This window comes from Myxococcus sp. CA005 (genome assembly GCF_006518205.1).
In the GTDB taxonomy this organism is placed as follows: domain Bacteria; phylum Myxococcota; class Myxococcia; order Myxococcales; family Myxococcaceae; genus Myxococcus; species Myxococcus xanthus.
This window is the reverse complement of sequence record NZ_SRLV01000052.1, coordinates 40,392-61,424: the sequence shown is the minus strand read 5'-3', so window position 1 is coordinate 61,424 and position 21,033 is coordinate 40,392. Positions and strand designations below refer to the sequence as shown.

At 68.1% G+C, this 21,033-nt stretch carries 20 protein-coding genes and 2 pseudogenes; 4 read left to right on the top strand and 18 right to left on the bottom strand.

What is annotated here, in order from left to right:
* The 6 genes and pseudogenes from FMQ63_RS22650 to apbC form a co-directional block, all read right to left on the bottom strand.
* A pseudogene (locus FMQ63_RS22650) lies at nt 1-389 on the bottom strand (hypothetical protein); the annotation flags it as partial.
* 4 nt (nt 390-393) lie between these two features.
* Nucleotides 394-1,170 carry an enoyl-CoA hydratase-related protein gene (locus FMQ63_RS22645; RefSeq protein WP_011553811.1) on the bottom strand — a complete coding sequence of 259 codons (777 nt, stop codon included), beginning with the start codon at nt 1,168-1,170 and terminating at the stop codon, nt 394-396.
* Nucleotides 1,171-1,209: 39 nt separating this feature from the next.
* On the bottom strand, nt 1,210-2,058 hold the full coding sequence (locus tag FMQ63_RS22640) for a 3-hydroxyacyl-CoA dehydrogenase family protein (RefSeq protein ID WP_011553812.1): 849 nt from the start codon (nt 2,056-2,058) through the stop codon (nt 1,210-1,212).
* A 76-nt stretch (nt 2,059-2,134) separates the two neighbouring features.
* The gene (locus tag FMQ63_RS22635) at nt 2,135-2,578 is read right to left on the bottom strand and encodes a hypothetical protein (RefSeq protein ID WP_011553813.1); all 444 of its coding nucleotides are present in this window, start codon (nt 2,576-2,578) and stop codon (nt 2,135-2,137) included.
* Between the two features lie 2 nt (nt 2,579-2,580).
* Nucleotides 2,581-3,090 (bottom strand): hypothetical protein, encoded by a 510-nt coding sequence (locus FMQ63_RS22630; protein ID WP_011553814.1) that lies wholly within the window; start codon nt 3,088-3,090, stop codon nt 2,581-2,583.
* Nucleotides 3,091-3,106: 16 nt separating this feature from the next.
* Nucleotides 3,107-4,192 (bottom strand): iron-sulfur cluster carrier protein ApbC, encoded by a 1,086-nt coding sequence (gene apbC / locus FMQ63_RS22625; RefSeq protein WP_011553815.1) that lies wholly within the window; start codon nt 4,190-4,192, stop codon nt 3,107-3,109.
* A 294-nt stretch (nt 4,193-4,486) separates the two neighbouring features.
* On the opposite strand from apbC, the pseudogene FMQ63_RS38110 reads away from it, so the two are divergent.
* A pseudogene (locus FMQ63_RS38110) lies at nt 4,487-4,700 on the top strand (hypothetical protein); the annotation flags it as partial.
* 148 nt (nt 4,701-4,848) lie between these two features.
* On the opposite strand, the gene cdiI reads toward FMQ63_RS38110, so the two are convergent.
* The 5 genes from cdiI to sppA all read right to left on the bottom strand — a co-directional run bounded on the left by cdiI (nt 4,849) and on the right by sppA (nt 10,311).
* A complete protein-coding gene (gene cdiI, locus FMQ63_RS38765) occupies nt 4,849-5,154 on the bottom strand; it encodes a ribonuclease toxin immunity protein CdiI (RefSeq protein ID WP_153881076.1) in 306 nt (101 codons plus the stop codon).
* Between the two features lie 119 nt (nt 5,155-5,273).
* Entirely contained in the window at nt 5,274-6,239 is a 966-nt protein-coding gene (locus FMQ63_RS22615) for an IS630 family transposase (RefSeq protein WP_020478130.1), read from the bottom strand.
* A gap of 402 nt (nt 6,240-6,641) precedes the next feature.
* Nucleotides 6,642-7,289: a hypothetical protein gene (locus tag FMQ63_RS22610; protein WP_020478129.1), complete on the bottom strand. Its 648-nt coding sequence runs from the start codon at nt 7,287-7,289 to the stop codon at nt 6,642-6,644.
* Between the two features lie 105 nt (nt 7,290-7,394).
* The gene (locus FMQ63_RS22605) at nt 7,395-8,468 is read right to left on the bottom strand and encodes a lipid A deacylase LpxR family protein (RefSeq protein WP_011553819.1); all 1,074 of its coding nucleotides are present in this window, start codon (nt 8,466-8,468) and stop codon (nt 7,395-7,397) included.
* Nucleotides 8,469-8,493: 25 nt separating this feature from the next.
* Complete coding sequence (gene sppA, locus FMQ63_RS22600; protein ID WP_011553820.1) at nt 8,494-10,311, bottom strand: signal peptide peptidase SppA; 1,818 nt, start codon at nt 10,309-10,311, stop codon at nt 8,494-8,496.
* Between the two features lie 78 nt (nt 10,312-10,389).
* On the opposite strand from sppA, the gene FMQ63_RS22595 reads away from it, so the two are divergent.
* The gene (locus tag FMQ63_RS22595) at nt 10,390-10,713 is read left to right on the top strand and encodes a hypothetical protein (RefSeq protein WP_020478128.1); all 324 of its coding nucleotides are present in this window, start codon (nt 10,390-10,392) and stop codon (nt 10,711-10,713) included.
* Nucleotides 10,714-10,732: 19 nt separating this feature from the next.
* On the opposite strand, the gene rtcA is transcribed toward FMQ63_RS22595, so the two are convergent.
* From rtcA to FMQ63_RS22575, 4 genes are all read right to left on the bottom strand, one after another.
* Nucleotides 10,733-11,815, bottom strand: coding sequence for an RNA 3'-terminal phosphate cyclase (gene rtcA / locus FMQ63_RS22590; protein WP_011553821.1), 1,083 nt, complete (start codon nt 11,813-11,815; stop codon nt 10,733-10,735).
* Nucleotides 11,816-11,968: 153 nt separating this feature from the next.
* Nucleotides 11,969-13,906 carry a CocE/NonD family hydrolase gene (locus tag FMQ63_RS22585; RefSeq protein WP_011553822.1) on the bottom strand — a complete coding sequence of 646 codons (1,938 nt, stop codon included), beginning with the start codon at nt 13,904-13,906 and terminating at the stop codon, nt 11,969-11,971.
* Between the two features lie 70 nt (nt 13,907-13,976).
* Complete coding sequence (locus FMQ63_RS22580) at nt 13,977-15,410, bottom strand: sigma-54 dependent transcriptional regulator (RefSeq protein ID WP_011553823.1); 1,434 nt, start codon at nt 15,408-15,410, stop codon at nt 13,977-13,979.
* Complete coding sequence (locus tag FMQ63_RS22575; protein WP_020478127.1) at nt 15,400-16,737, bottom strand: PAS domain-containing sensor histidine kinase; 1,338 nt, start codon at nt 16,735-16,737, stop codon at nt 15,400-15,402. The genes FMQ63_RS22580 and FMQ63_RS22575 overlap by 11 nt, the downstream gene beginning before the upstream one ends.
* Nucleotides 16,738-16,793: 56 nt before the next feature.
* Here FMQ63_RS22575 and FMQ63_RS37525 point away from each other — a divergent pair, with 56 nt between their 5' ends.
* Nucleotides 16,794-16,976, top strand: coding sequence for a hypothetical protein (locus tag FMQ63_RS37525; RefSeq protein ID WP_194866444.1), 183 nt, complete (start codon nt 16,794-16,796; stop codon nt 16,974-16,976).
* Nucleotides 16,977-17,307: 331 nt separating this feature from the next.
* Here the strand turns inward: FMQ63_RS37525 and FMQ63_RS22565 are convergent, their stop codons facing one another.
* Nucleotides 17,308-17,919, bottom strand: coding sequence for a YdeI family protein (locus FMQ63_RS22565; RefSeq protein WP_011553825.1), 612 nt, complete (start codon nt 17,917-17,919; stop codon nt 17,308-17,310).
* 46 nt (nt 17,920-17,965) lie between these two features.
* Nucleotides 17,966-19,327, bottom strand: coding sequence for a hypothetical protein (locus FMQ63_RS22560; RefSeq protein WP_011553826.1), 1,362 nt, complete (start codon nt 19,325-19,327; stop codon nt 17,966-17,968).
* A 74-nt stretch (nt 19,328-19,401) separates the two neighbouring features.
* Between FMQ63_RS22560 and FMQ63_RS22555 the strand changes: the two genes are divergently transcribed.
* The gene (locus FMQ63_RS22555; protein WP_011553827.1) at nt 19,402-20,709 is read left to right on the top strand and encodes an MFS transporter; all 1,308 of its coding nucleotides are present in this window, start codon (nt 19,402-19,404) and stop codon (nt 20,707-20,709) included.
* 13 nt (nt 20,710-20,722) lie between these two features.
* Here FMQ63_RS22555 and FMQ63_RS22550 read toward each other — a convergent pair whose 3' ends face one another.
* Nucleotides 20,723-20,917, bottom strand: coding sequence for a hypothetical protein (locus FMQ63_RS22550; RefSeq protein WP_011553828.1), 195 nt, complete (start codon nt 20,915-20,917; stop codon nt 20,723-20,725).
* Nucleotides 20,918-21,033: the final 116 nt, after the last annotated feature.

The window sequence follows — 21,033 nt, the reverse complement described above, 5'->3', positions numbered from 1 at the left end:
CCTTCGGCCAACACTCCGAAGCGCGCTGCGTCAGGAAACGCATACACCCGTGCCCCCGCGAGCATCCGGAAGGCCGTCCGTCCCAGCCGGAGCTGAGGCTCCAGGAACGGCGACACCACCAACGTGGGCCCTGGCACGTCCAGCGGCGGCAGGGCCCACGGGTGGATGGGCCAGGACAGCACCCAACCCTCCTGGGCACCCGGCCCCCACTCGTAGCGGACGTCGGGCACGAGCGGCTCCAGGAAGCAGCCCGTGTAGAGGCACAGCGAGCGCTTCCAGGACACCAGTACGGGGGCCCGCCCGTCGTCGTCCTCACCTTCGTCCGAAGCCTGGGCCGGCACGGCGGCCAGGAGACACGCCAGCAGTCCCCCGGCCGCGAGCCCCTTCACCGCGCTACTTCCCGGTGAAGGTCGCGGGGCGCTTCTCCAGGAAGGCCTTCATGCCTTCGCGCTGGTCCTCGGAGCCGAACAGGTCGCCGAAGGCCTTGCGCTCGATGTCGTTCGCCGCGCGCAGGTCCTGGTCGGCGCCGGCCTCGATGACCTGCTTGGCCTTGGAGATGGCCAGCGGGCTGTTCTTGACGATCTTCTCCGCCACGGCGCGGCAGTGCGCGAGCAGGCCGTCCGCGGGGAGGACCTCCAGCACCATGCCAATCTCCTTCGCCTTCGCCGCGTCGATGCGGTCGCCGGTGAAGATGAGCTCCTTGGCGCGGGCGCGGCCCACCACGCGGGTGAGGCGCTGGGTGCCGCCGAAGCCGGGGATGACGCCCAGGCCGACTTCCGGCAGGCCGAGCTTGGCCTTCTCGGAGGCGTAGATGAAGTCACAGGCCAGGGCCAGCTCGGAGCCGCCGCCGAGCGCGAAGCCATTCACGGCCGCGATGGTCGGAATGGGCAGCGCCTCCAGCGCGGCCATGACCCGGTGCCCCAGGGCGCCGAACTCCTGGGCCTGCGCGTCGGTGAGCGCGGCCATCTCCGCGATGTCCGCGCCCGCGACGAAGGCCTTCTCGCCGCCGCCGGTGACGATGAGGACGCGCACGTCCGCGGGAAGGGACTTCAGCGCGGACTCAAGCTCCTGCAGCGTCTTCGTGTTGAGGGCGTTGAGCGCCTTGGGGCGGTCGATGAAGAGGGTCGCGATGGCGCCCTCCTGCTCCAGCCGGATGTTCTCGTAGGCCATGTTCGAGGCTCCTGGGGTGGAAGTGGGTAACCGCGAGGCTCAGTACTTGTAGAAGCCGCGGCCGTTCTTCTTGCCGTACCAGCCGGCCTCCACGTACTGCCGCAGCAGGGGGCTTGGGCGGTACTTGGGGTCGCCCAGGCCCTTGTGGAGCACCTCGGCGATGTAGAGCACGGTGTCCAGGCCGATGAAGTCCGCCAACTGCAGCGGGCCCATGGGCTGGTTGGTGCCCAGTTTCATCGCGGTGTCGATGTCCTCGACGGAGCCCAGGCCCTCCATGACGGCGAAGCAGGCCTCGTTGAGCATGGGGATGAGGATGCGGTTGACGATGAAGCCCGGGTAGTCCTTGGAGACCACCGTCGTCTTGCCCATCTTCTCCGCGAGGACCCGCGTGGTGGCGTACGTCTCATCGGACGTGGCGGCGCCGCGGATGATCTCCACGAGCTGCATCACCGGCACCGGGTTCATGAAGTGCATGCCGATGACGGACTCGGGGCGCTTGGTATACGCGGCGATCCGGGTGATGGGGATGGACGACGTGTTGGTGGCGAGCACGCCGCCCGGGCGCACGATTTCGTCCAGGTCCAGGAAGATGCCGCGCTTGAGGCCCTCGCTCTCCGTCACGGCCTCGACGGCGAAGTCCACGTCCTTGGCGTCGGTGACCTTCGTCACGGTGAGGAGGTTGGCCTCGGCGGCCTGCTGCTTCGCGGCGTCGAGCTTGCCCTTCTCCACCAGCTTCTTCAGGCCGGCGCGGATGCGGTCGGCGCCCTTGGCGAGCCCCGCCTCGGAGACGTCCGCCAGCGTGACGCGAAGGCCTGCGACGAGTGCCACCTGCGCGATGCCCGCGCCCATCTGCCCTGCCCCGACGACGACAATGTGTTCCGTTGCCATGACGTGTACGCACCTCTTGGGTCGGAAAGCGTGAAGTACGGCGTGCGGGCGGCCTTAGCCCACGCCCCCAGGTCGGTCAACGAACTGCGGCGGGCAACTGAAGCTGCTGGACGATGTACTGCCCTTCGCCGACGACGAGCTCCGTCTCCAGGCGCACCCGGGCGTCGGTGCCCTCACGTTTCACGAAGAGCGACGCGTCCCAGGTGCCCTCGGGCAGGTCCACCTTGTACGTGAGCTCAGGCGGTGGCCCCGAGGGGAAGAACCGCTCCTCGCGCTTGATGAGCTGGCCTTCCGGGTCGGAGATCTGCAGGTCCACGGCGCGCACGGAGGCCCAGCCCGGGCCCGCGAGTTGGAAGGCGACGTCGCGCTCGGGGGTGCCCGTCACCTGCCACAGGTAGAGGCCGAGGGCGACGAGCAGGAGCAGCGGCAGCCGCTTGGCCAGCGCGCTCTTGCGTTCGTTCGGACGCGGAGGCGGCGCGGCGCTCGAGGGGGACTCAGCGGGAGGGGGCGTGTCCGCCACCGTTACTCCTTCTTGGTGCGCTTCGCGCTGGGGCGCTTCGCGTTGAGCTCGGAGATGACGACGCTGGGCGTAGCGGACCGGCGGGACCTGGTGGGCTCGGCGGGGGCTTCCGACCCGGAGGGCTTCTCCTCCTTCTCGGGAGGCACCAGGCGGATCTGCGCCTTGATCTCCACCGTCATGCCGGACATGAGCTTGAGGAACTCGTCGCGGAGCTTCTCGGACTGGAGGAAGCGGCGGAGCTCCTCGGTGACGGCGCGCGTCACCTCGTCCTTGGTCTTCTCGGCCTGACCGAGGATGAAGCCCAGGGCTTCCTTGGGGAGTTTGAGCTGGCCTGCGAGGTTGCGGATGCCCTCTTCCGTCATGAAGAGGGCACCCAGGCCGGCCACGGCCATGCGGCGGACGAACTCCGGAACGAAGCCCGCGGGCCCGTTGGAGCCACTGGATCGGTCCTGCCGTTCATCTTCGTCGAGCAGCGGATCGGGCGGGAAGTCGTCGTTGCCGGCCGGGGCCATGATGTCTCCTCGATAGTTAGCGGGCCTGCATCACCGGCAGCGGAACGCTCTTGATGCTCTGGGCAGACACGCGCCCTGCGACGTTCCGCGCGACTTCCTGGAAGGCCTTCGCCTCCGGGCTGTCCTTGGCCCCCACGACCACCGGAACGCCGGAGTCTCCAGACTCCCGCACCTTCAGGTCCAGCGGGATTTCACCGAGGAATGGAATCCCGAACATCTGCGCGGCCTTGCGGCCGCCGCCGTGGTTGAAGATGGCCGTGGTGTGCGAGCAGTTCGGGCAGACGAACTGGCTCATGTTCTCCACGATGCCCAGCACGGGGATGTGGACCTTGTCGAACATCTGCTTGGCGCGAACCACGTCGGCGAGCGCCACGTCCTGCGGCGTCGTGACGAGCACCGCGCCCGCGGCCCGGACGGACTGGGACAGCGTGAGGGCCACGTCACCGGTGCCGGGCGGCAGGTCGAGGACGAGGTAGTCGAGCTCGCCCCAGTTCACGTCCCGGACGAGCTGCATCAGCGCGCCGTGGAGCATGGGGCCGCGCCAGATGAGCGCCTGGTCGGCCTCCACGAGGAAGCCGATGGACATGACCTTGAGGCCGTGGGCCTCAAGCGGGTTGAGCGACTTGCCGTCCGGGCTGACGGGGCGCTTGTCGCCCAGGCCGGTCATCAGGGGGACGGAGGGGCCGTAGAAGTCCGCGTCGAGCAGGCCCACCTTGGCGCCGTGCTGGGCCAGGGCCGTGGCGAGGTTGAGGGCGACGGTGGACTTGCCCACCCCGCCCTTCCCCGCGCCGACGAGGATGATGTTCTTGACCTGGGGAAGCAGCGCGCCAGCGGGCATGCCCCCGCCGGCCGGGCGGACCCGGGCGCCCCACTCGATGTCGAAGGACTTGAGGCCGGGGACGGCCTTGAGGGCGGCCTCGGAGTCGGCCTGGATCTTCCCCTTCATGGGGCAGGCAGGCGTGGTGAGCTCGATCTTGAGTTTCGCGGTGTCCCCACTGACGTGGATGTCCTTCACCATTCCCGCCTTCACCAGATCGATGTGAAGCTCGGGATCCATCACCTTCGACATCGCAGCGAGGATGTCGGCCTGGGTAACGCTCATCAGGACACCTGAAACCTTTGGAAAACGGGCGGTTGTCAGCCGCCAACGGGCGCGGAATCTGCCAGCCCAGGGGGGGCTGTCAACGTCGTTTAACGGGGCTGTACGCCCAGCGCACCCTGTAGGTCTCGGGAACGGAGGCCGACTGTCAGCCCGCTGAACGGGCCTATCAGGAGGGCTGGTGCGGGGCCCAGACGGAGGGACGAGGGCACTGAGGGCTTCTCGATTGCTGAGTTGCGGCCATCACGTCTTCGATCGCGCGCCGAACCGCACGGTCGTTGCCCACATAAAAGCACGCTTCCTGTTGTGTCTACGCGGACGTGCGCGTTGAGGGCGGCGGCCTTGGGCCGCAAAAGACCTTCTTTTCGTAGGCCACGAGGCTGCCGGGGAGAACCTGGTCGGCCTCTACGCGCTGGTGGCCACTTGCGAGGCCAACGGCGTCAATCCCGGGGCGTACCTGGCCAACATGCCGCTGCGGGTGCAGACGCACCCCAACTCGCGCATCGGTTAGCTGCTGCCCCACGAGAGGAAGCGGCGACGCGTCGACGCCCCGTCCGATTCAACCCTCCAGCCCAGCCACTGAACAGCTCGCTTCTCGCGACGTTCGCTAAACACGGCCATCCTCCGTCCGAAACCTCTTCGGAGGGGAGATGTGAGCCCTACAAGGAATCGGCCCCCTCGCCAAGGATCTGCGCTAGGCGTGCCCTATCTTCTGGATGGTCTTTCACATACATTCTGCACGCCTCCAGCAGGAACATTTGAAACACGGGCTCCTCCACCACCACAACATCCTCATACAACGAAAACCGGACGCCTTCGAACTCTTGCTCCCAGGGCTCTAAACCTCCCGGGAATTCACATTGAGCGCCATCAATCCCCGCCCCCACCCTCGCTACGAGTTGTCGAATCTTCTCAACAAATCCACGCTCACTTATTGAGTTGAAGAATGCTTGGACTGGGAACAATGGGTCGTCATCCCCAACGAGATTAAGTCTCTTCGGAATGGTGGCACCTAAAATTTCGGGAAAAAGCTTCTTACTGCGCCTGACGTATCTAAACGCCCGATCATGAATCTCGCACGCGCTCAGGCGGCGTGTCGCAGATGGACCATGCGGAGGATAGGACTGGCACGCCGCTGGACGTTGCGAGCGTGCAGGTAGGCATGGACGCGCCGCATGAGCTTCTGGAGGGTGCGGCAGCGATGGTTGCGAGTGACGTTGGCGTGGAGGTCCAGCCAGACGCGCTCAATGCGATTGGCGTCCGGGCAGTAAGGCGGCAGGAAGTGGAGGACAATCCGGCCGCCGAGTTTCTCGAGCGCCTTTCTCGTCTTCTGGCTGCTGTGGATGGAGGCGTTGTCCAGGATGAGGTGGATTCGTGGGGCGCCAGGGTACTCACCGGCGATGCGCCAAAGCAGTTGGATGAAGAGTGAGCTGGCCTTCGACTTGTCCTCCACCCAGATGAGGCGGCCCGTCTTCGAGTCCAGGGCGCCGGCCAGGTATCGCTTCTTGTTGTTGCCTGGCGTGAGCACCACCCGGCGCTGGCCGGGCAGGCACCAGTCGCGTCCCACCTTCGGATTGAGATGGATGTCCACCTCGTCCACGTAGAGGACCGGCTCGTCGGACCGGGCACAGGCTTCCAGGCACCGCAACTCGAAGAGACGCCGGCGCCGCTTCCAGCCCGGCCAAGGGCAGCCCACCACGGGTTTGGCCGCCTTCAGGCTCGCACCGAGGGTGGCAAGCGCACGGCCAATAGTGGCAACCGACACCCGCGCCAGGCCCCGGCGCTCCATTTCCAGCGCGAGCAACTCCCGTGTCCACGTCGGGCGGCACCAGCCCACTTCTTCGGGAGTACCTGCCAGCACGCGCGAGAGAATGGCGAGGAAGCGCTCATCCACCTTCGCCTCGCCATTGGCCGCCCTGCGGTCCAACAGGGCTTTACGCCGTCCCGTCTGGTAGCGATTGACCGCGGAGACGACCGTGGAGGTGGCGCACGCCAGAGCACGCGCTACCTGCCTGCACGATTCGCCGCGCGACACTCCCACCACCGCCATGCACCGCCGCAGGGTGAGCGGGCAGCCGCTCCTTTCACCCCAGCGGATGAGAGAGCGGCGCTGCAGCCGCGAAAGACGGGGACTACCTTTGTCCCTGGGCGGGGCCTTTCTGATTCCTGGTCTTCTGCGCACACAGAGCCGAACGGGATGTGCCCCTGCCTCTTCCTGTCGCCCCGCGCGCCCGCCCGCTCACCAACCCCGATCGAGAATCACGAGCGGTGGTTTAGATACCTGCGGAACCGAACTCCATTCCGAGCTGTCCCTACCCATTCTCGGGTCAGCTTTCCAGCGTAGTGGGCTTCGTACGCTGCCTCGCGCAGGATGCGGACCATCTACTCCTCGGTGAGCCTGATGTTCGTCGCGGAGAACCTGGACTGGTTGAGTCTAAAGGGGAACCCATCCTCACTTCGGGCGCGGCTCTGTCGCTTGCTCCAGGTCGAAGGCATCGAGTTGCGACTGCAGGCCCCTCGCCGCCTGACACGCGGGGTCATCCTCCCCATCTCTGCAAGATTGCCCCAGCACCTCGCGTGCCTTCTTCAGGTCTCGCGGCGTGTGCGTGCCCTGCACGAGATTGAAGCCATGCATGGCGCATCCCCATGGATCTCTCAACGCACACGTCTTCTCGAACGTACGTACTGCACATGTCATCGCAGTGTCGTCGGTTTGTTGCTGGATCTGGAGCCCTGCGGCCCGGTTCGAGCAGCCCGAAATCACGCCCTGAGTACAGGAGCGATAAAAGAGCGGCTCCGCCAATTGGTCCGTGGCGTCGTCATTCTGGAAGATGACGGCGAGGGCATAGCAGGCCGTGGCATCCGACTTGAAACACTGTTTTGCACACCACGAGAGTCGCGCATCGCAGTAGATGAAGAAGTTCTCGAGCTGCGCCTGCCGCTCAGGGATGGCCTCCGCAGGGCACCCCTCACGTTCGGCGACGCTCGCGCGGCTCCTCACGATTTCGAGCGCCTGCGCCCGATCCTCTTCTGGCGTCAACGGGCGCTGGCATGCTGCCCCCACCAGCAGCAGTGGTATGAGGATCATTACTCGAAGCATGACTTGCCCACCCGAATCAGTCCGTGCATTTCCGCGAACGTCACCTGTGAAATACACCAGATGAAGCCTTGTTGAGGGCAACATGGGATATGGGGCACCCAGACTTCAGTGGAGATACGAAAGCTGAATCTGGGTGAACCGATGGCCTGACAGGAGCGGGTTCGGCGGGTCGGCCATTTCCTGAGAGCGGAAGACCATGCTCAAGCCGAATTGGAACCCGCCCGTGCGGAAGGCCGCGCCGAACTCGCTGTCCCCGACGATGGGCGCCTTCCGGACGCTGATGCTCGGCCGGAAGAGCGTGCCATCCAGGAACAGGTTCCTCGCGACCACCCTCACCTGCCCCCGGGCGTACAGGTAGGCCTCCCAGGCGCGTTCATCTCGAATGGCCATCAGCTCCGAGGAGGCCTCCCCTGGAGTCCGTTGAGCCTCCAGTTCCTTGACCACAGACGGCATGATGGGCGCCAGGCCATACGGCCGGGCCAGATAGCCCACACGGACCGTTCCTCCCAGGCTCGCGTTCACGAAGACCGTGCCCAGCATCGCCCCGGCGGACCATGTCACGTCCACCACGGGGCTCCAGAGCAGCGGCTGCTCGCGGAGCGCGGAGAAGTGGAATGCGGGCTCGGTGGGCAACTGCTTCTCCCAACCCACCGGAATCCTTGCAACCGTGTGCCCGAAGATGTCGTTCAGCGTCCGGTGCAGCCAGCGCTGCGTCTGTGCCGCCCCGGACGCCGGGCCCGTGACGCCCACCGTGGCTTGGAGCGTCAGCCTCGACGAATCCGCGGGCGCCCTCCCCGCATAGATGTGCTGGAAGAAGATGCCCCCGTGCAGCCAGCCCCCGTAGGGCCGGTCGTTCGGGTCCGGGAACACCTCCTGCTCCGGCAGCGGAACGATGCGGCTGGGCGTGTACATGTTCTGCGCCAGCGAGCCGCCACAGAGGTACCGGTGCTGCACGCCGTCCGGAAGTCGCAGCGTCCGCGCGATGGAACGGCACCCGTCGTACTCCCCGAAGTGCTCGATGCGGACGCCGTTCGTGTAGAGCCGGTCGCTCTTGGCCAACACGTCATTCTCGAAGTGAAGGCTCGTGACGAACGGCAGCTTCTCCTCCACCTTCGCGGCGGAAGAAGCCTCCGCCTGGGCCAGACAGGATGCGGTCAGCAGCGCGAGTGCCTTCAGCATCCCTCCAGTCTACCGCTCGCGCCCGTCAGCCCCCGAATGGCCACTGGTCATCAGGAAACACTCTACCCACCACGTCGGCCACCCCGAAGCGCGCGGCATCTTCAAACGCCTCCGTGCCGCCCAACCCATTCAGGCTCAAGGCCGTGGGGCACAGCGCATACGTCTGCGCATGGGATGCCCCCATCAACAGCTTCAGCAGGTTCACCCGCTGCTTGGGCGCACCATAGGTCATGATTTCGAACCGCTCCGCCGCCGGCACCTTCGCCAGCGACAGCGCGTGGCGGCAGGCCTCCTCGAAGCCCGCGACCTGGTCCACCAGCCCCACGGCCTTGCCTCGCACGCCCGAGTACACGCGGCCTTCCGCCAACTGGTGGATCTCCTCCTTCGTCCGTCCCCGCCCCTTCGCGACGATGTCGAGGAAGGCCTGGTACATCTCCTCCACCTCGGCCTCCAGCGTGGCCTCCTCTTGCGGCGTGAAGCCACGCGAGAACGAGAGCATGGCCGCGTTCTGCCCCCGGACCAGCACCGTCTTGTGCACCCCGAGCTTCTCCATCAGCCCGGACATGTCGAACTTGCCCGCGAAGACACCAATCGAGCCCACCATGGCGTGCGGCGCGGACCAGATCTCCTTCGCGCCCACCGCCACCATGTACCCCGCGCTGGCACACACCCGGTCCATGTACGCGATGACGGGTTTCTTCCGCGCCACGCGTTGCACTGCCTCCAGCATCTGTTCCGACGCCAGCGGCGTCCCGCCCGGACTGCTGATGTAGACGACCACCGCCTTCGACCGTTTGTCCCGCCCCGCGGCGCGCAGCGCCTTCACCACCGTCTCCGAGGTCGCCATCTTCCCGCTGGCCCCCTTGCCCGGGATGATGATTCCAGACACGGGCACCACCGCGACGCGCGGGTTCCGCCGCAGCCGCTTCCAACGGACCGGCGGGAACGGAATCGTGGAGAGATAGGTCTCCATCGGCTCCAGCTCCGTCTCCTCCTCCCCGTCCCCCGGCTTCGCCAGCCCGAGGTACGCGGGCAGGTTCGCCTCGCTCACCAGTGCGTCCGCCAGCCCCGCGTCCACCGCCCGGCGAGCACTGAAGGGCCCCTGGTCGATCAGCGCCCGGACCTCCTCCGGCGTCTTGCGCCGCCCCCGAGCCACTACGTCCAACAGGTCCGCGTAGCGCTCATCCAGGAACGACTCCACCGTCCGCGTCTGGATGTCCGACACGACGGGCCTGGTGAAGAGCTCCGGCGCCGTCTTGTAATCCCCGCGCCGGATGAATTGCGGCCGGATGCCCACGCGCGACAGGCCCACGCCCAGGGCGGTGGACTCGGCGGCGTAGCCCACCAGCTCCACGCGGCCCATGGGGGGCAGGAGCACCTCGTCCGCCGAGCACAGGAGGGCATATCCCTCGTTGTCCACGTGGACCGCCCAGCCCACCACCCGCTTCCCCTGGGCTCGGAAGGCCCTCAACACCGCCACCAGCGCATCCCGCTTCGCCGCGGGCACGGCCAGGTCCTCCACCTCCAGGAGGATGCCCTTCACCCGGCCGTCCTTGGCCAGGAGCTCCAACGACTCGCGGAGGCGCTCCACGGACGTGACATCCGACGGCTCGGGGCGGCTGCCCCCCAACTGCAACCGGCGCCGGCGTCGCTCGCGGTACGGCGGATCCCCCGTCAGCCGGAAGCGGACGTAGGCGGGCCGGTGGCTGGCGGCCATCATCCGGAAGGGCGCGCCCAGCAGGGAGACCAGGAGGAGGTACAGGTTGGCGAGGGCGATGAAGGGCAGGCGCAGCATGGCGTCCGGAATGGAAATGTGGGTCCCCGGCCCGTAATGGACGCTCACTCAGCGTGCAAGCCCTGTTCAGTCCATCCGTTGGGTCGTGATAGCCTCCCCCGCCATATGCGATACCTTGTTCCCCGGATGTTCCTCGTCCTCGCGCTCAGCTCGGGTGGTGCCGCGCTGGCCCAGCCTCGCAAGCAGGTCCAGGATTTCCAGGCCCCCCGCGAGATGACCGCCGAGGAGCGTGAGGCCGCCAAGCAGCGCGCCATGGGCAACAACCTCAACTCCTACGGCAAGGACGTCCAGCTCAAGCAGAAGCCGATTCCGTGGATGGCCATCGGCCTCGCGGGGCTCGTGTTCGTGGTCGCCGTGCCTTTCGGCATCCGCGCCTACCGGAACACGTCCAAGGACATCGCCGGGCAGAACACCTTCGGAGCCAACCGCGGCGACGACGAAGTGGCCTGAGCGGGTTCCGGCCCGGACTTCAGGCGGGCCGGACCTCCACGGAGCCTCCCGCATCCACCGTGACGCGCACGGGCAGGAAGCGCTCCACGACACGGGCGTGGGTGGTGAGGTGGTCGGTGATTCGCGCCGCCGTGAAGCGCGTGGTGCCCGGTGACGCCGGCCCCAGGCGTCCGGCGGCCAGCAGTGCGGCGGGCAGGAGAATCTGATCGGCAAGGTGCTCGTCGAGCGCCCCACCCGTCTCCATGAACCGCGCCAGGGCTTCTCCGCCCTCGCGACCCACGTCCTCGGCGGGGCGGCCCCGCTCTCCCAGCGCGGTGAAGCCCGCGATGGTGTGCTCGAACTGGGCCAGGACGAAAGTGACGGTCCCCACCGAGCGCGTCACCGCCAGCGGGCGGTTGTCCGCCTCCGCCAGGATGCCGCGCTCACGCAGCGCCCCCACGGCGGCCCTGGATTGACGCTCGGCGATGGTGAACGGCAGCCCGCCGGTGAAGGACGACACGCGGACCTCGCGCAACATGCCTCGCGCGGGCAGCTCCACCAGCCGGGGCGGCTCCTGCGGTGGCCCCACCTCCGCGACAATCTCCCCCGCGCCCTCCGGGTAGAAGCCGGCGTGCACCAGGGACAGCAGCACCGGCAGGCCATACGCATGCGCCACCGGCTGCCAGACGGTGGCCACATAGTGGAAGCTGGGGCTATGGGGCAGGTGCGTGCCGCCTCGCAAGGTCAGCCGTCCTCCGCCGGCCAGGGCCAGCGGATAGACGAGGCACTGGAAGAGCAACGGCGTGCTGCCCGCGGTGCCCACCTCCAGCAGGTAGTCGCCGGCGCGCACGGGGGCCGGGGTGAAGGAGAGCTCGGAGGCGCCGACGGTGGCGCCCTCGGAAAAAGCGGCACCGCCACACAGGGCCTCGGCGCCGCGTACGCAGGCCAGGTGCTGGGGACGCAGACCGGGCGGATCACGTCGCTCGCGCAGGCGCGTGATGTGGAACGGGCGGCCGGTGATGAGCGACAGCGACAGCGCGGAGCGGAGAATCTGGCCGCCCCCTTCGCCCTCACTCCCATCCAGCCGCACCAGCCCGGTGTCGGGCCCCTGGGTGCCGGTCATGTCCCTCCCGTTTCAGGTGCCACCGCGTGAATGAAGGCCCAGGGTAACAGGAACGCAAGGCTGGCACCCCCACGAGAACACCCTTCCCTTCGCCGCTGCACAGAAGCAGCCCTGATGGCGGCGAACGGAGGGCTCCGCGTGGGGGCCCTCGCGCTACTCGTCCAACGAGGGCAGCACGCCCACCTGGATGAAACTAGGGTTCGCCGCGGAGTGGTAGACGCGATGGAAGGCGCGCGTGAAGTGCTCCTCCTTCGCCTCGAAGATGTTGGGCACGTAGGTCTGCGGATTGCGGTCGATGAACGGGAACCAGCTCGACTGGACCTGAATCATCACGCGGTGCCCACGCTGGAAGGTGTGGAACACGTCATTGATGACGAAGCGCACCTTCGTCACCTCGTTGGGCTTGAAGGGCTTGGGCTCGCTATAGCTGTCGCGGAACCGGCCGCGGAAGGGCTCGCCACGCACCAGCGTCTGCTGATGGCCCCGGTTCTTCTGCCCCTTCTCTTCATCGCCCTTGCGCCACCCGCGCACCTTGCCCGGGTTGACGTCCACCAGCTTCACCACCCAGTCCGCGTCGGTGCCCGTCGTGGAAACCCACAACTCCGCCTCCAGCGGTCCCGCCAGCGTGAGGTCGCGCTCCAGTGGCTCCGTCTCGAACACCAGCACGTCCGGCCGGCGCGCGGCGAAGCGCTGGTCCTCCGTCATGTAGTCCTTGCTCCAGCCCGTCATCATCTCCTGCGTGTACGGCACGGGCTTGGCGGGGTCGCTCACGTACTCGGCGAAGGATGCGCCCGTCGTCTTCGGCGCCGTCGTGGCCAAGCCACCCTTGGGCTGGAAGTACAGCCGCGTCTCGCGCAGCCCCTTGGGCGGCCACGTGTCGAAGCGGCGCCAGCGGTTGGCGCCCGTCTCGAACACCATGGCCTCCGGCACGTCCGGCTTCGCGCCGCCCTTGAGGTGGTGCTTGAAGAAGTCCAGCGCCAACGTCTGGTAGGTCTCGCTGGTGGCGAAGCCGAAGTCCGCGTCGCCCAGGGACTCGCCACCGCCGCGCTGCCAGCCGCCGTGCGGCCACGGGCCCATGATGAGGCTGTTGGAGATGCCGGGGTTCTGCTTCTCGATGGCGGCGTAGGTCCGCAGGGGGCCGTAGAGGTCCTCGGTGTCGTACCAGCCGCCCACCGTGAGCACCGCCGCCTTGATGTTCTTCAGGTGCGGGAGCAGGTTCCGCGCCTGCCAGAAGCTGTCGTAGTTGGGATGCGCGGTGACGTCCTTCCAGAAGGCGACGTCCCCCTTCATGTGCTTCGCGTCCGCGTTGCCCAGGGGGCCCAGGTCCAGGAAGAACTGGTAGCCGTCCGGCGTGCCGTGCTCGAAGCGCTGCCACTCCTCGTTGTCCGTGGGGTGGGGCCGGGGCTTGCCGAACGTGGAGAAGAAGTTGAACGCCAGCGCCAGGTTGAAGGCGCCGTGGCGGTGCATGTCATCCCAGAACCAGTCGGCGATGGGGGCCTGCGGTGACACCGCCTTGAGCGCCGGGTGCGAATCAATGGCGCCCGCCGACGCGTAGAAGCCGGGGTACGAAATCCCCCACTGGCCCACGCGGCCGTTGTTGTTCGCCACGCGCTTCACCAGCCACTCGATGGTGTCGTACGTGTCGGTGCTCTCGTCAAAGTCCTTGGGCCCGGCCTTCTTCGGCTTGTAGGGGCGTACGTTGACGAACTCGCCTTCGGACATGTTTCGGCCGCGCACGTCCTGGAAGGCAAAGATGAAGCCGTCCTTCTCGAACGCCTCGGTGGGGGCCAGCGCGGGGGGATACCGGTCCACGCCATAGGGTGCGACGCTGTACGGCGTGCGCACCAGGATGATGGGATAGCGCTTCCCCGGTGACGCGTCCGCGGGGACGTAGACGGAGGTGAACAGGCGCGTCCCGTCCCGCATGGGAATGCGGTACTCGAACTTGGTGTACTGCGAGCGGACGCGTTCGGTGCGCTCGGGAGAGATGCTGTAAGGGCGCTTCGGGGCTGGCGGGGTGGACTGCGCCTGCGCCGGGCCTGCGACGGTGGCCAGCAGGACAGCCGCGAGGCATCGGGTCACGGGATGCATGCACGCTCCTGGAACGATGACGCTGGAAGGCCGGCCCGCAACACCGCGAGCGGCCCGCTTGTTCCCGGAATCAGCTCCGCTCTTCCCCGCCGTCGTCCAGCCCGTACTTGCGCAGCTTGTCATGCAGGGTGGCCCGGCCAATGCCCAGCCGCCGCGCCGCTTCACTGCGGTTTCCGCCCGCGATGCGCAGCGCGTCCAGGACCAGGCCGCGCTCGTACGCCTCCACGCGCTCCTTGAGCCCCGCGCCGGGAGCCCCGTCCTGCGGCCCTGGACGGACCGGGTCCGATGACGCCCCCGGGAAACCACTATCCGCTCCTGCCGGCTCGGCGGAAGGCAACTGACCCAGGTCCAGCCGCCCCTCGCTGGACAGCGCGACCAGGCTCTCCAGCGTGTTCTCCAGTTCGCGCACGTTACCCGGCCACGGCAAGGCACGGAGCTGCTCGAAGAAGCCGTCGGGGATTTTCAGCGGGCCGGTGTGGAACCGGTCGATGAAGCGGTCCAGGAACACCCGCGCCAGCACGGGGATGTCCTCGGGGCGCTCGCGCAGCGGCGGCACCCGGAGCTGGACGACGTTGAGCCGGTAGTAGAGGTCCTCGCGGAACGCCCCCTCCAGGGCCAGGCGGCGCAAGTCCCTGTGGGTGGCGGCGATGATGCGCACGTCCACCGTCACCGGCCGGTCCTCCCCCACCGGGCGCACCTCGCCCTCCTGAAGCACGCGAAGGAGCCGGGCCTGGAGCGTGGGCGCCAGCTCGCCCACCTCGTCCAACAGCAGCGTGCCGCCATCCGCCTCACGGAAGAGCCCAGGCCGCGCGCGGTGGGCTCCAGTGAAGGCGCCCCGGGCGTGGCCGAACAGCTCGGCCTCCGCCAGTTCCTCGGTGAGTGCGGCGCAGTTGAAGCGCAGGAAGGGCCGGTTCGCGCGCGGCGAGGCGCGGACGAGCGCATCCGCCACCCGCTCCTTGCCCGTGCCGCTCTCGCCGGTGATGAGCACCGTCACATCCCGTGAGCCCGCCCGTTGCACGAGCTGCGCGAGCCGGGCCATGGGCTCCGAGACGAACACCAACGAGCGGGACAGGTTCAGCTCACCTGAAAGCCGTGCGTTCTCCTCGCGGAGCCGTACCGACTCCAGCGCGCGGGAGACGACCGCCAGCAGCTCATCCACATCGAAGGGCTTGCGGAAGTAGTCGTAGGCCCCCGCCTTCATGGCCTCCACCGCGAAGCGCTCGGAACCATGCGCGGTGATGACGATGACACGAGGTGACCGGGAGAACAGACTCAGCCGGCGCACCAGTTCCATGCCATCCATCCGAGGCATGCGCAGGTCGGAGATGACCAACTCGTAGGGCCTGGCCGACAGCTTCTCCAGCGCGTCCTCGCCATCCACGGCTTCATCCACCTCGACGCCGGAGAGGCTCTTGAGCATCTCCCGCAGCGTGAAGCGAACGCCCGCGTCGTCATCCACCACCAGGACGCGCGTGGTGCCACCCTCCTTGGCCTCATCCCACATTCGCGACTCCGTGCAGTGGCCGCAGGATCTCCGCTGGCAGCTCTCGCGGAAGCGTCAACGCCGCCTCGCATCCGCCTCCTACCGCATTCGCCAGCGTGACGTCTCCGCCGTGCTGTCGCGCCAGGGCTCGCGCCACCGTCAGGCCCAACCCGGAGCCCTTGGCCTTGGTCGTCACGCCCGCGTCGAACACACGGGCCTCGAGATCGGAGGCCAGTCCAGGCCCTGAGTCGCGCACGAAGACGCGGGCCTCGCCCACGGGCAGCGCGCGGACCTCCACGGTGACACGCCCGCCCGTGGGACAGGCCTCGATGGCGTTGTGCAGCAGGTTCATCAACACCTGCTTCACCTTGCGCGAGTCACACACCGCCTCCACGCCCTCCGTGCCCTTGCGCTCCAGCCGCACGCCGTGGCCCGCCGCCAGTCCTTCGTGCAGCACCAGGGCTTCGTCGCACAACGCGCCCAGGTCCACGGGGCTCACCGTCAAAGGCACCAGCGGCCGAGTGAAGTTGAGGAACTCCTCCAGGATGCCCTGCATCCGCACCACCTCGCCCGACAGCACCTGCAGGCGTTCGGCGGGCTGGGCGCGACCTGCTTCGCGTGCCATGAGCTGGGTGAGGCCCTTCACCGTGGCCAGCGGGTTCTTCAGCTCGTGGGCAATCTCTCCGGACATGGCCTCCAGGGCGCCCGCATACGAGCGATGCGTGGCCAGCAGTTCGTCGCGGCTGGCGAGCGCCTCGCTCAGCATGTTGTCGAAGGTCGTCCGGATGGCGCCGCCCGCGGCGCTGCACACGCAGAGCATGATGGCGGTGACGAGGGCGCCCGCGACGAGCAGGACGGCCGACGGCGCGCCGAGGAACCACAGGGGCAGCCCCTGAACCAGCCCGGAAATCTGGAAGAAGGAGACGGCCATCAGCGTGGACAACTGCGCCATCAACAGCCGCGAGCGATCCCGGGGCGTCGCCGCGAGGCTCGACAAGAAGCCCAGGGGCAGCGCGGCGGGCAGCACGGGGCTGGCGATGCCGCCTGTCCCCACGATGATGCTCGTCAGGATGATCTGCCCCATCCACAGATTGAGCGGCACGCTGCGCGCGTCAACGCCGTCGCGCTGAAAGCGGCGGAACTCATGGAAGAAGTAGGTAAAGGCGCCCACCCCCACCACGCTCATGAACACGCATCGCCAGGGCGCGCCGTCGATGACGGCGACACACACGGCGGACAGCAGCAGCAATAGCGACAGGAACAGGCGGACACGAACGAGCCGGCCGAAGAGGCGCCCGAAGTGCTTGAGCTGGATGTCCTCGAAGTAGCGCTGGGTCCGCGAGTCCATGGGGCCTCTCCCGCTCACGCCTCCCCGCTCATCGTATGTCAGCCGCGCCCCCCTCGATGACCGTCAACTGGGGCGCCGCCTTTCGCTCCGGGGCGCGGGCCCCGGACACGCTCTGCCCTCCCGTCGCCGTGCGCTCGGAGGAGGACGTGCGGGGTTGGCTGGCCTGGGACGCAGCGCGGCGCGGCGCGGGCCGCAGTGGCAAGCCGAAGTACAGGTACATGTCGAGCAACATGGATTGACTTCCCCTTGGCGGATGCGTGGACGCTGAAACGCATCCGGCCTGGAGCAATGGTGATGCCACCGGCTGTCCGGCCGTTCACCGGGGCGCGCCACTTCACGAGGAAGCGGCGAAACGCACCGTGCCATGGGCTCCAGACGCTCTTTCGTGAAAAAGGATGAAGTTGCGTGAGGCAAGCGCGGAGGTGACGTGCGCGTGAAACCACCCCGCGGGGTCAGGTCACCGCCGGGGTTCCGGCAGGGTGCCGGATTTCCGGCAGGTCCGCCGCACGGCCCTCCGGCACACGGGCGGCGCCGGGTATCGGCATGGGACTTGCCGGGGCTCGTCCCCGTTCATGCGTGCAGCGATTCGTGCCGGGCCAGCATCTCGACGAACTGTTCGATTCGCCGAGCCCGCGTCTCCGCCTTCTTCGCGGTGTGGACGCGCCATAGGATGGCGTACCGGTTCGCCGCGTTGAGCGTGGCGAAGAACGCGGCCGCCTTCGCATTCGCGGCCAGGGCGCGGGCCAGGTCCTCGGGCACGGTGGCCTTGCTCGGGGACTCGTAGGCGGCGTCCCAGCGGCCATCCTGCCTGGCGAGCGCCACGACCTCCATGCCCGACGGCTTCATTCGGCCTGCGGCGATGAGCGCTTCTACCTTCTCGCAGTTGATCTTGGACCAGACGCTCTTCGCGCCCCGGGGAGTGAACTTCTGGAGCCACGCGGTGTCATCGAAGGCGTTCTTCTGACCGTCAATCCAGCCCCACTCGAGCGCGACGTCGACCGCTTCGGCGTAGGTGACGGATTCGATGCCCGAGCCCTTCTTCGCCAGCTTCAACCAGAGGCCGCGCGACGAGGCATGGTTCGCTTCGAGCCAGGACGCCCATTCCGCGGGCGACGCGAAGGCAATCGTGGGGAGCTCAGCGGTGGGGGCCTTCTTCGCGGCGGCCTTCTTCGTCGGACTCATGGCGGCGTCAGCGGATAGCACGGGCCGCCAGCGCCCCGCCAACAACCTACGGAGGACTCTCCGCCGCGGTCTTCGTGTCGCCTCCACCGCCCAGCAGCTTCTCCTTCAATGCGCTCAGGCCCTTGCTACCGGCGGCCCGAACGCCCTCGAAGGAATCCCCCGCCGCGCGGGCGATGTCGTCCATGGAGCGCTGCGCGAGGCCTTGACGGACCCGGTCCATCCACAGGATGGGCGCCAGGACCTGCCCTGCCCGCTCCGGTCCCAGGAGCGTGACGAGGATCTTCTCCGGGCCCCCTGCCCTCGCCACGAGCGCCTGTCCCAGGATGGCGGCGGCCCGCGCCTGGAGGAAGATGGGGAGCCGTTCGCCGTGCTTGCGCATCGCGTCCGCGCTGGCCTGGAGGTCACGCCGCTCGGTCTCGCCCAGGTACGGACTCTTCGCCAGGGTGTCGAGGTAGCGCGCGGATTCGTCGTAGCGCTCCCGGCGGAAGTGGATGAAGGCCCAGCCCCACCACGTCAGCTCATTCTCGATGCCAAGCTTCTCCAGGGAGCCCAGGCCCCGCTCGAGGTCGTCCTCCGCCGCACGCTCGCGCTTGAGACCCATGCGGTTCCAGGCCCGCAGGAAGTAGCCCGTGGCGAGCAGCGTCTCGCGAACCTGTGCCGGCGCGGCCTCCCGCATCGCTGGAAAGTCGCTGGCGGGCATCGCCTCGGCTTCGGACAGGAACGCATTCAGCTCCTCCTCGGCCGCGTAGTGATAGCCCGCGCCGCAGAAGGCCATTCCCCGGCTGCCGCGAACCGACACGCGAAGCCCTGGCGGCCACGCGGGCTGAAGCGTGGCGCGCGACAGCTCATAGAGCACCAGGTCGGTCGCGGGGACACGGTTGCCCGAGTCCGCCGCATCCAGCACGAACCATAGCGCGGAGAGGAACGCGTGCTCCTGGCCCGCGTCGTAGCCCGGCAGCGGAGGCTGCTGGTCCGGCTGAAAGCGGTTCCACAGGAGGGGGAACTCGTCTTCGTCACGCTGCTCCAGTGTTTTCTTGGCCTTGTAGAACGCGACGCCCAGGTCCAGGTACGCCTTCGCCACACGGAGCGCTTCTTCCTCGGAGGCAGCCTTCGCCGGCAGATCCCGCGTGTCCGCCAGCGTCTGCCAGAGCGCGGCGATCTCTGCGGGAGCGTTCGGCTGACCTTCCGCGCGCATCGTCAGCTTGAGCGCCCGGTACGGGACCAGCGAGTAGGCGTCGCGAATGCGCGCTTCGATTTCCTCCCGCTCCTGTGCGGCTCGCTCCGCATCGGACTTGCGGCAGCCGCCCAGGACCGTCAGCAGCATCACGGCGATGACGCGTCCCAAGAGGCGTGAAGCCGAGCGTGGTGTGGAGACCTGGTTCACCCCGTCCTTCGCGTCCTTGTTCATCGGGAAAGGAAGGTATCACGGCGACCTTGGCGTACCCATGCCCCTGCCGCCTTGGGAGGCGACACAGTCAGACGGTGGCGCGCGACGGGCCCGTGGATTACAGCGCCGCCAGCATGACTCATCAGGCTGCGGCTTCCGGGCTCTCCATCTTCCAACATCGAGACTTCCGCTTCTATCTGCTGGCGCGCCTGTGCGCGGTGCTGGCCGTCCAGATTGAGTCGGTGGCCATTGGCTGGCAGGTCTACGAGCTCACGGGCAGCGCGCTCGCGCTCGGATACACGGGTCTGGCGCAGTTCCTGCCGTTCCTGTCGCTGTGTCTGGTGGGCGGTCAGGTGGCGGACCGCGTGGACCGGCGGACCATCCTGGCGGTGTGTCAGACGGTGATGCTGGTCTGCAGCCTGCTGCTGCTCGCCTTCACCTTGGGCCATATCCGCGACGTGCGATTCGTCTATGGCGTCCTGGTGCTCTTCGGCGCGGCGCGCGCGTTCCATGCCCCGGCGGGCTCCGCGCTCACTCCGCATCTGGTGCCGCCCGAGCACCTGACCCGCGCCGTGGCCATCAACTCCACCACGTGGCAGGTGGCCACCATTGGCGGCCCGGCCGTGGGCGGCATCCTTTATGGCTGGATCGGCGCCGCGGGGGCCTACACGGCCTCCGCCACGTTGTGCGCCCTCTCCGTCATCTGGATTCTCATCCTCAAGGTGCGGACCGGGCGCGCGTCCGCCGAGCCCCTCTCCCTGTCGACCCTGGTCGCGGGACTCGGATTCGTTCGACGGCAGCGCCTGCTGCTGGGCAGCATCACCCTGGACCTGTTCGCCGTGCTCTTCGGTGGCGCGGTGGCGCTCCTGCCCATCTATGCGCGGGACATCCTGCACACGGGGCCATGGGGCCTGGGGCTGCTGCGCTGTGCGCCCGCGTTCGGCGCCGCGGTGGTGGCCGTCTTCCTGGCCATGCGGCCCATGGGCGGCAACACCGGCCGGAAGATGTTCATCGCGGTCGCCATCTTCGGCGCGGCCACGCTCGTCTTCGGGATGAGCCGCTCGTTGCCCCTGTCGCTGGCGGCGCTGGCGATAGCAGGCGCCGCGGACATGATCAGCGTCGTGGTCCGCCACACGCTGGAGCTGATGGCCACCCCGGACGACATGCGCGGCCGCGTGGGCGCGGTGAACATGATGGCCATTGGCGCCTCCAACGAACTGGGCGAGTTCCGAGCGGGCGGGTTCGCCGAGTACTTGGGCGCCGTACCCGCGGTGGTCGCGGGCGCGGTGGGCACGCTGGCGGTGGTCGCGCTCTGGGCGTGGGCCTTTCCCGAACTGCGGCGGGTGGACCGCCTGGAGTCCTTCGCGAGGACGAAGGAGCCTCCAGCGACGCCCGCGAGTTGATGTCCCGCGATGCTCAAGCCTGCGCGCCGTCGTAGCTGACGCGCAGGCCGCGATGGGTCACGGTGATGAGGGGACGGCCCAGCCAGCCACAATGGCGGCACACGGCGCTGGGACCGGCGGCGGTGACGCGCACGGGCAGGTCCGCCGCGCAGACGGGGCACCCCTCGGGAAGCGTGTAGTCACGCGAGGTTGCGTTCACTTCGGTCATGTATTTCAGGTAACGCAGTCGCGCGTCGCCGCAAGCAGCCGGCCAGGCGTGCTGGCGTGCAGACTGTCCTGGGCACGTCTAGCAGGCCGCTGGCGCCCGCACTCCCTACGCCGTGG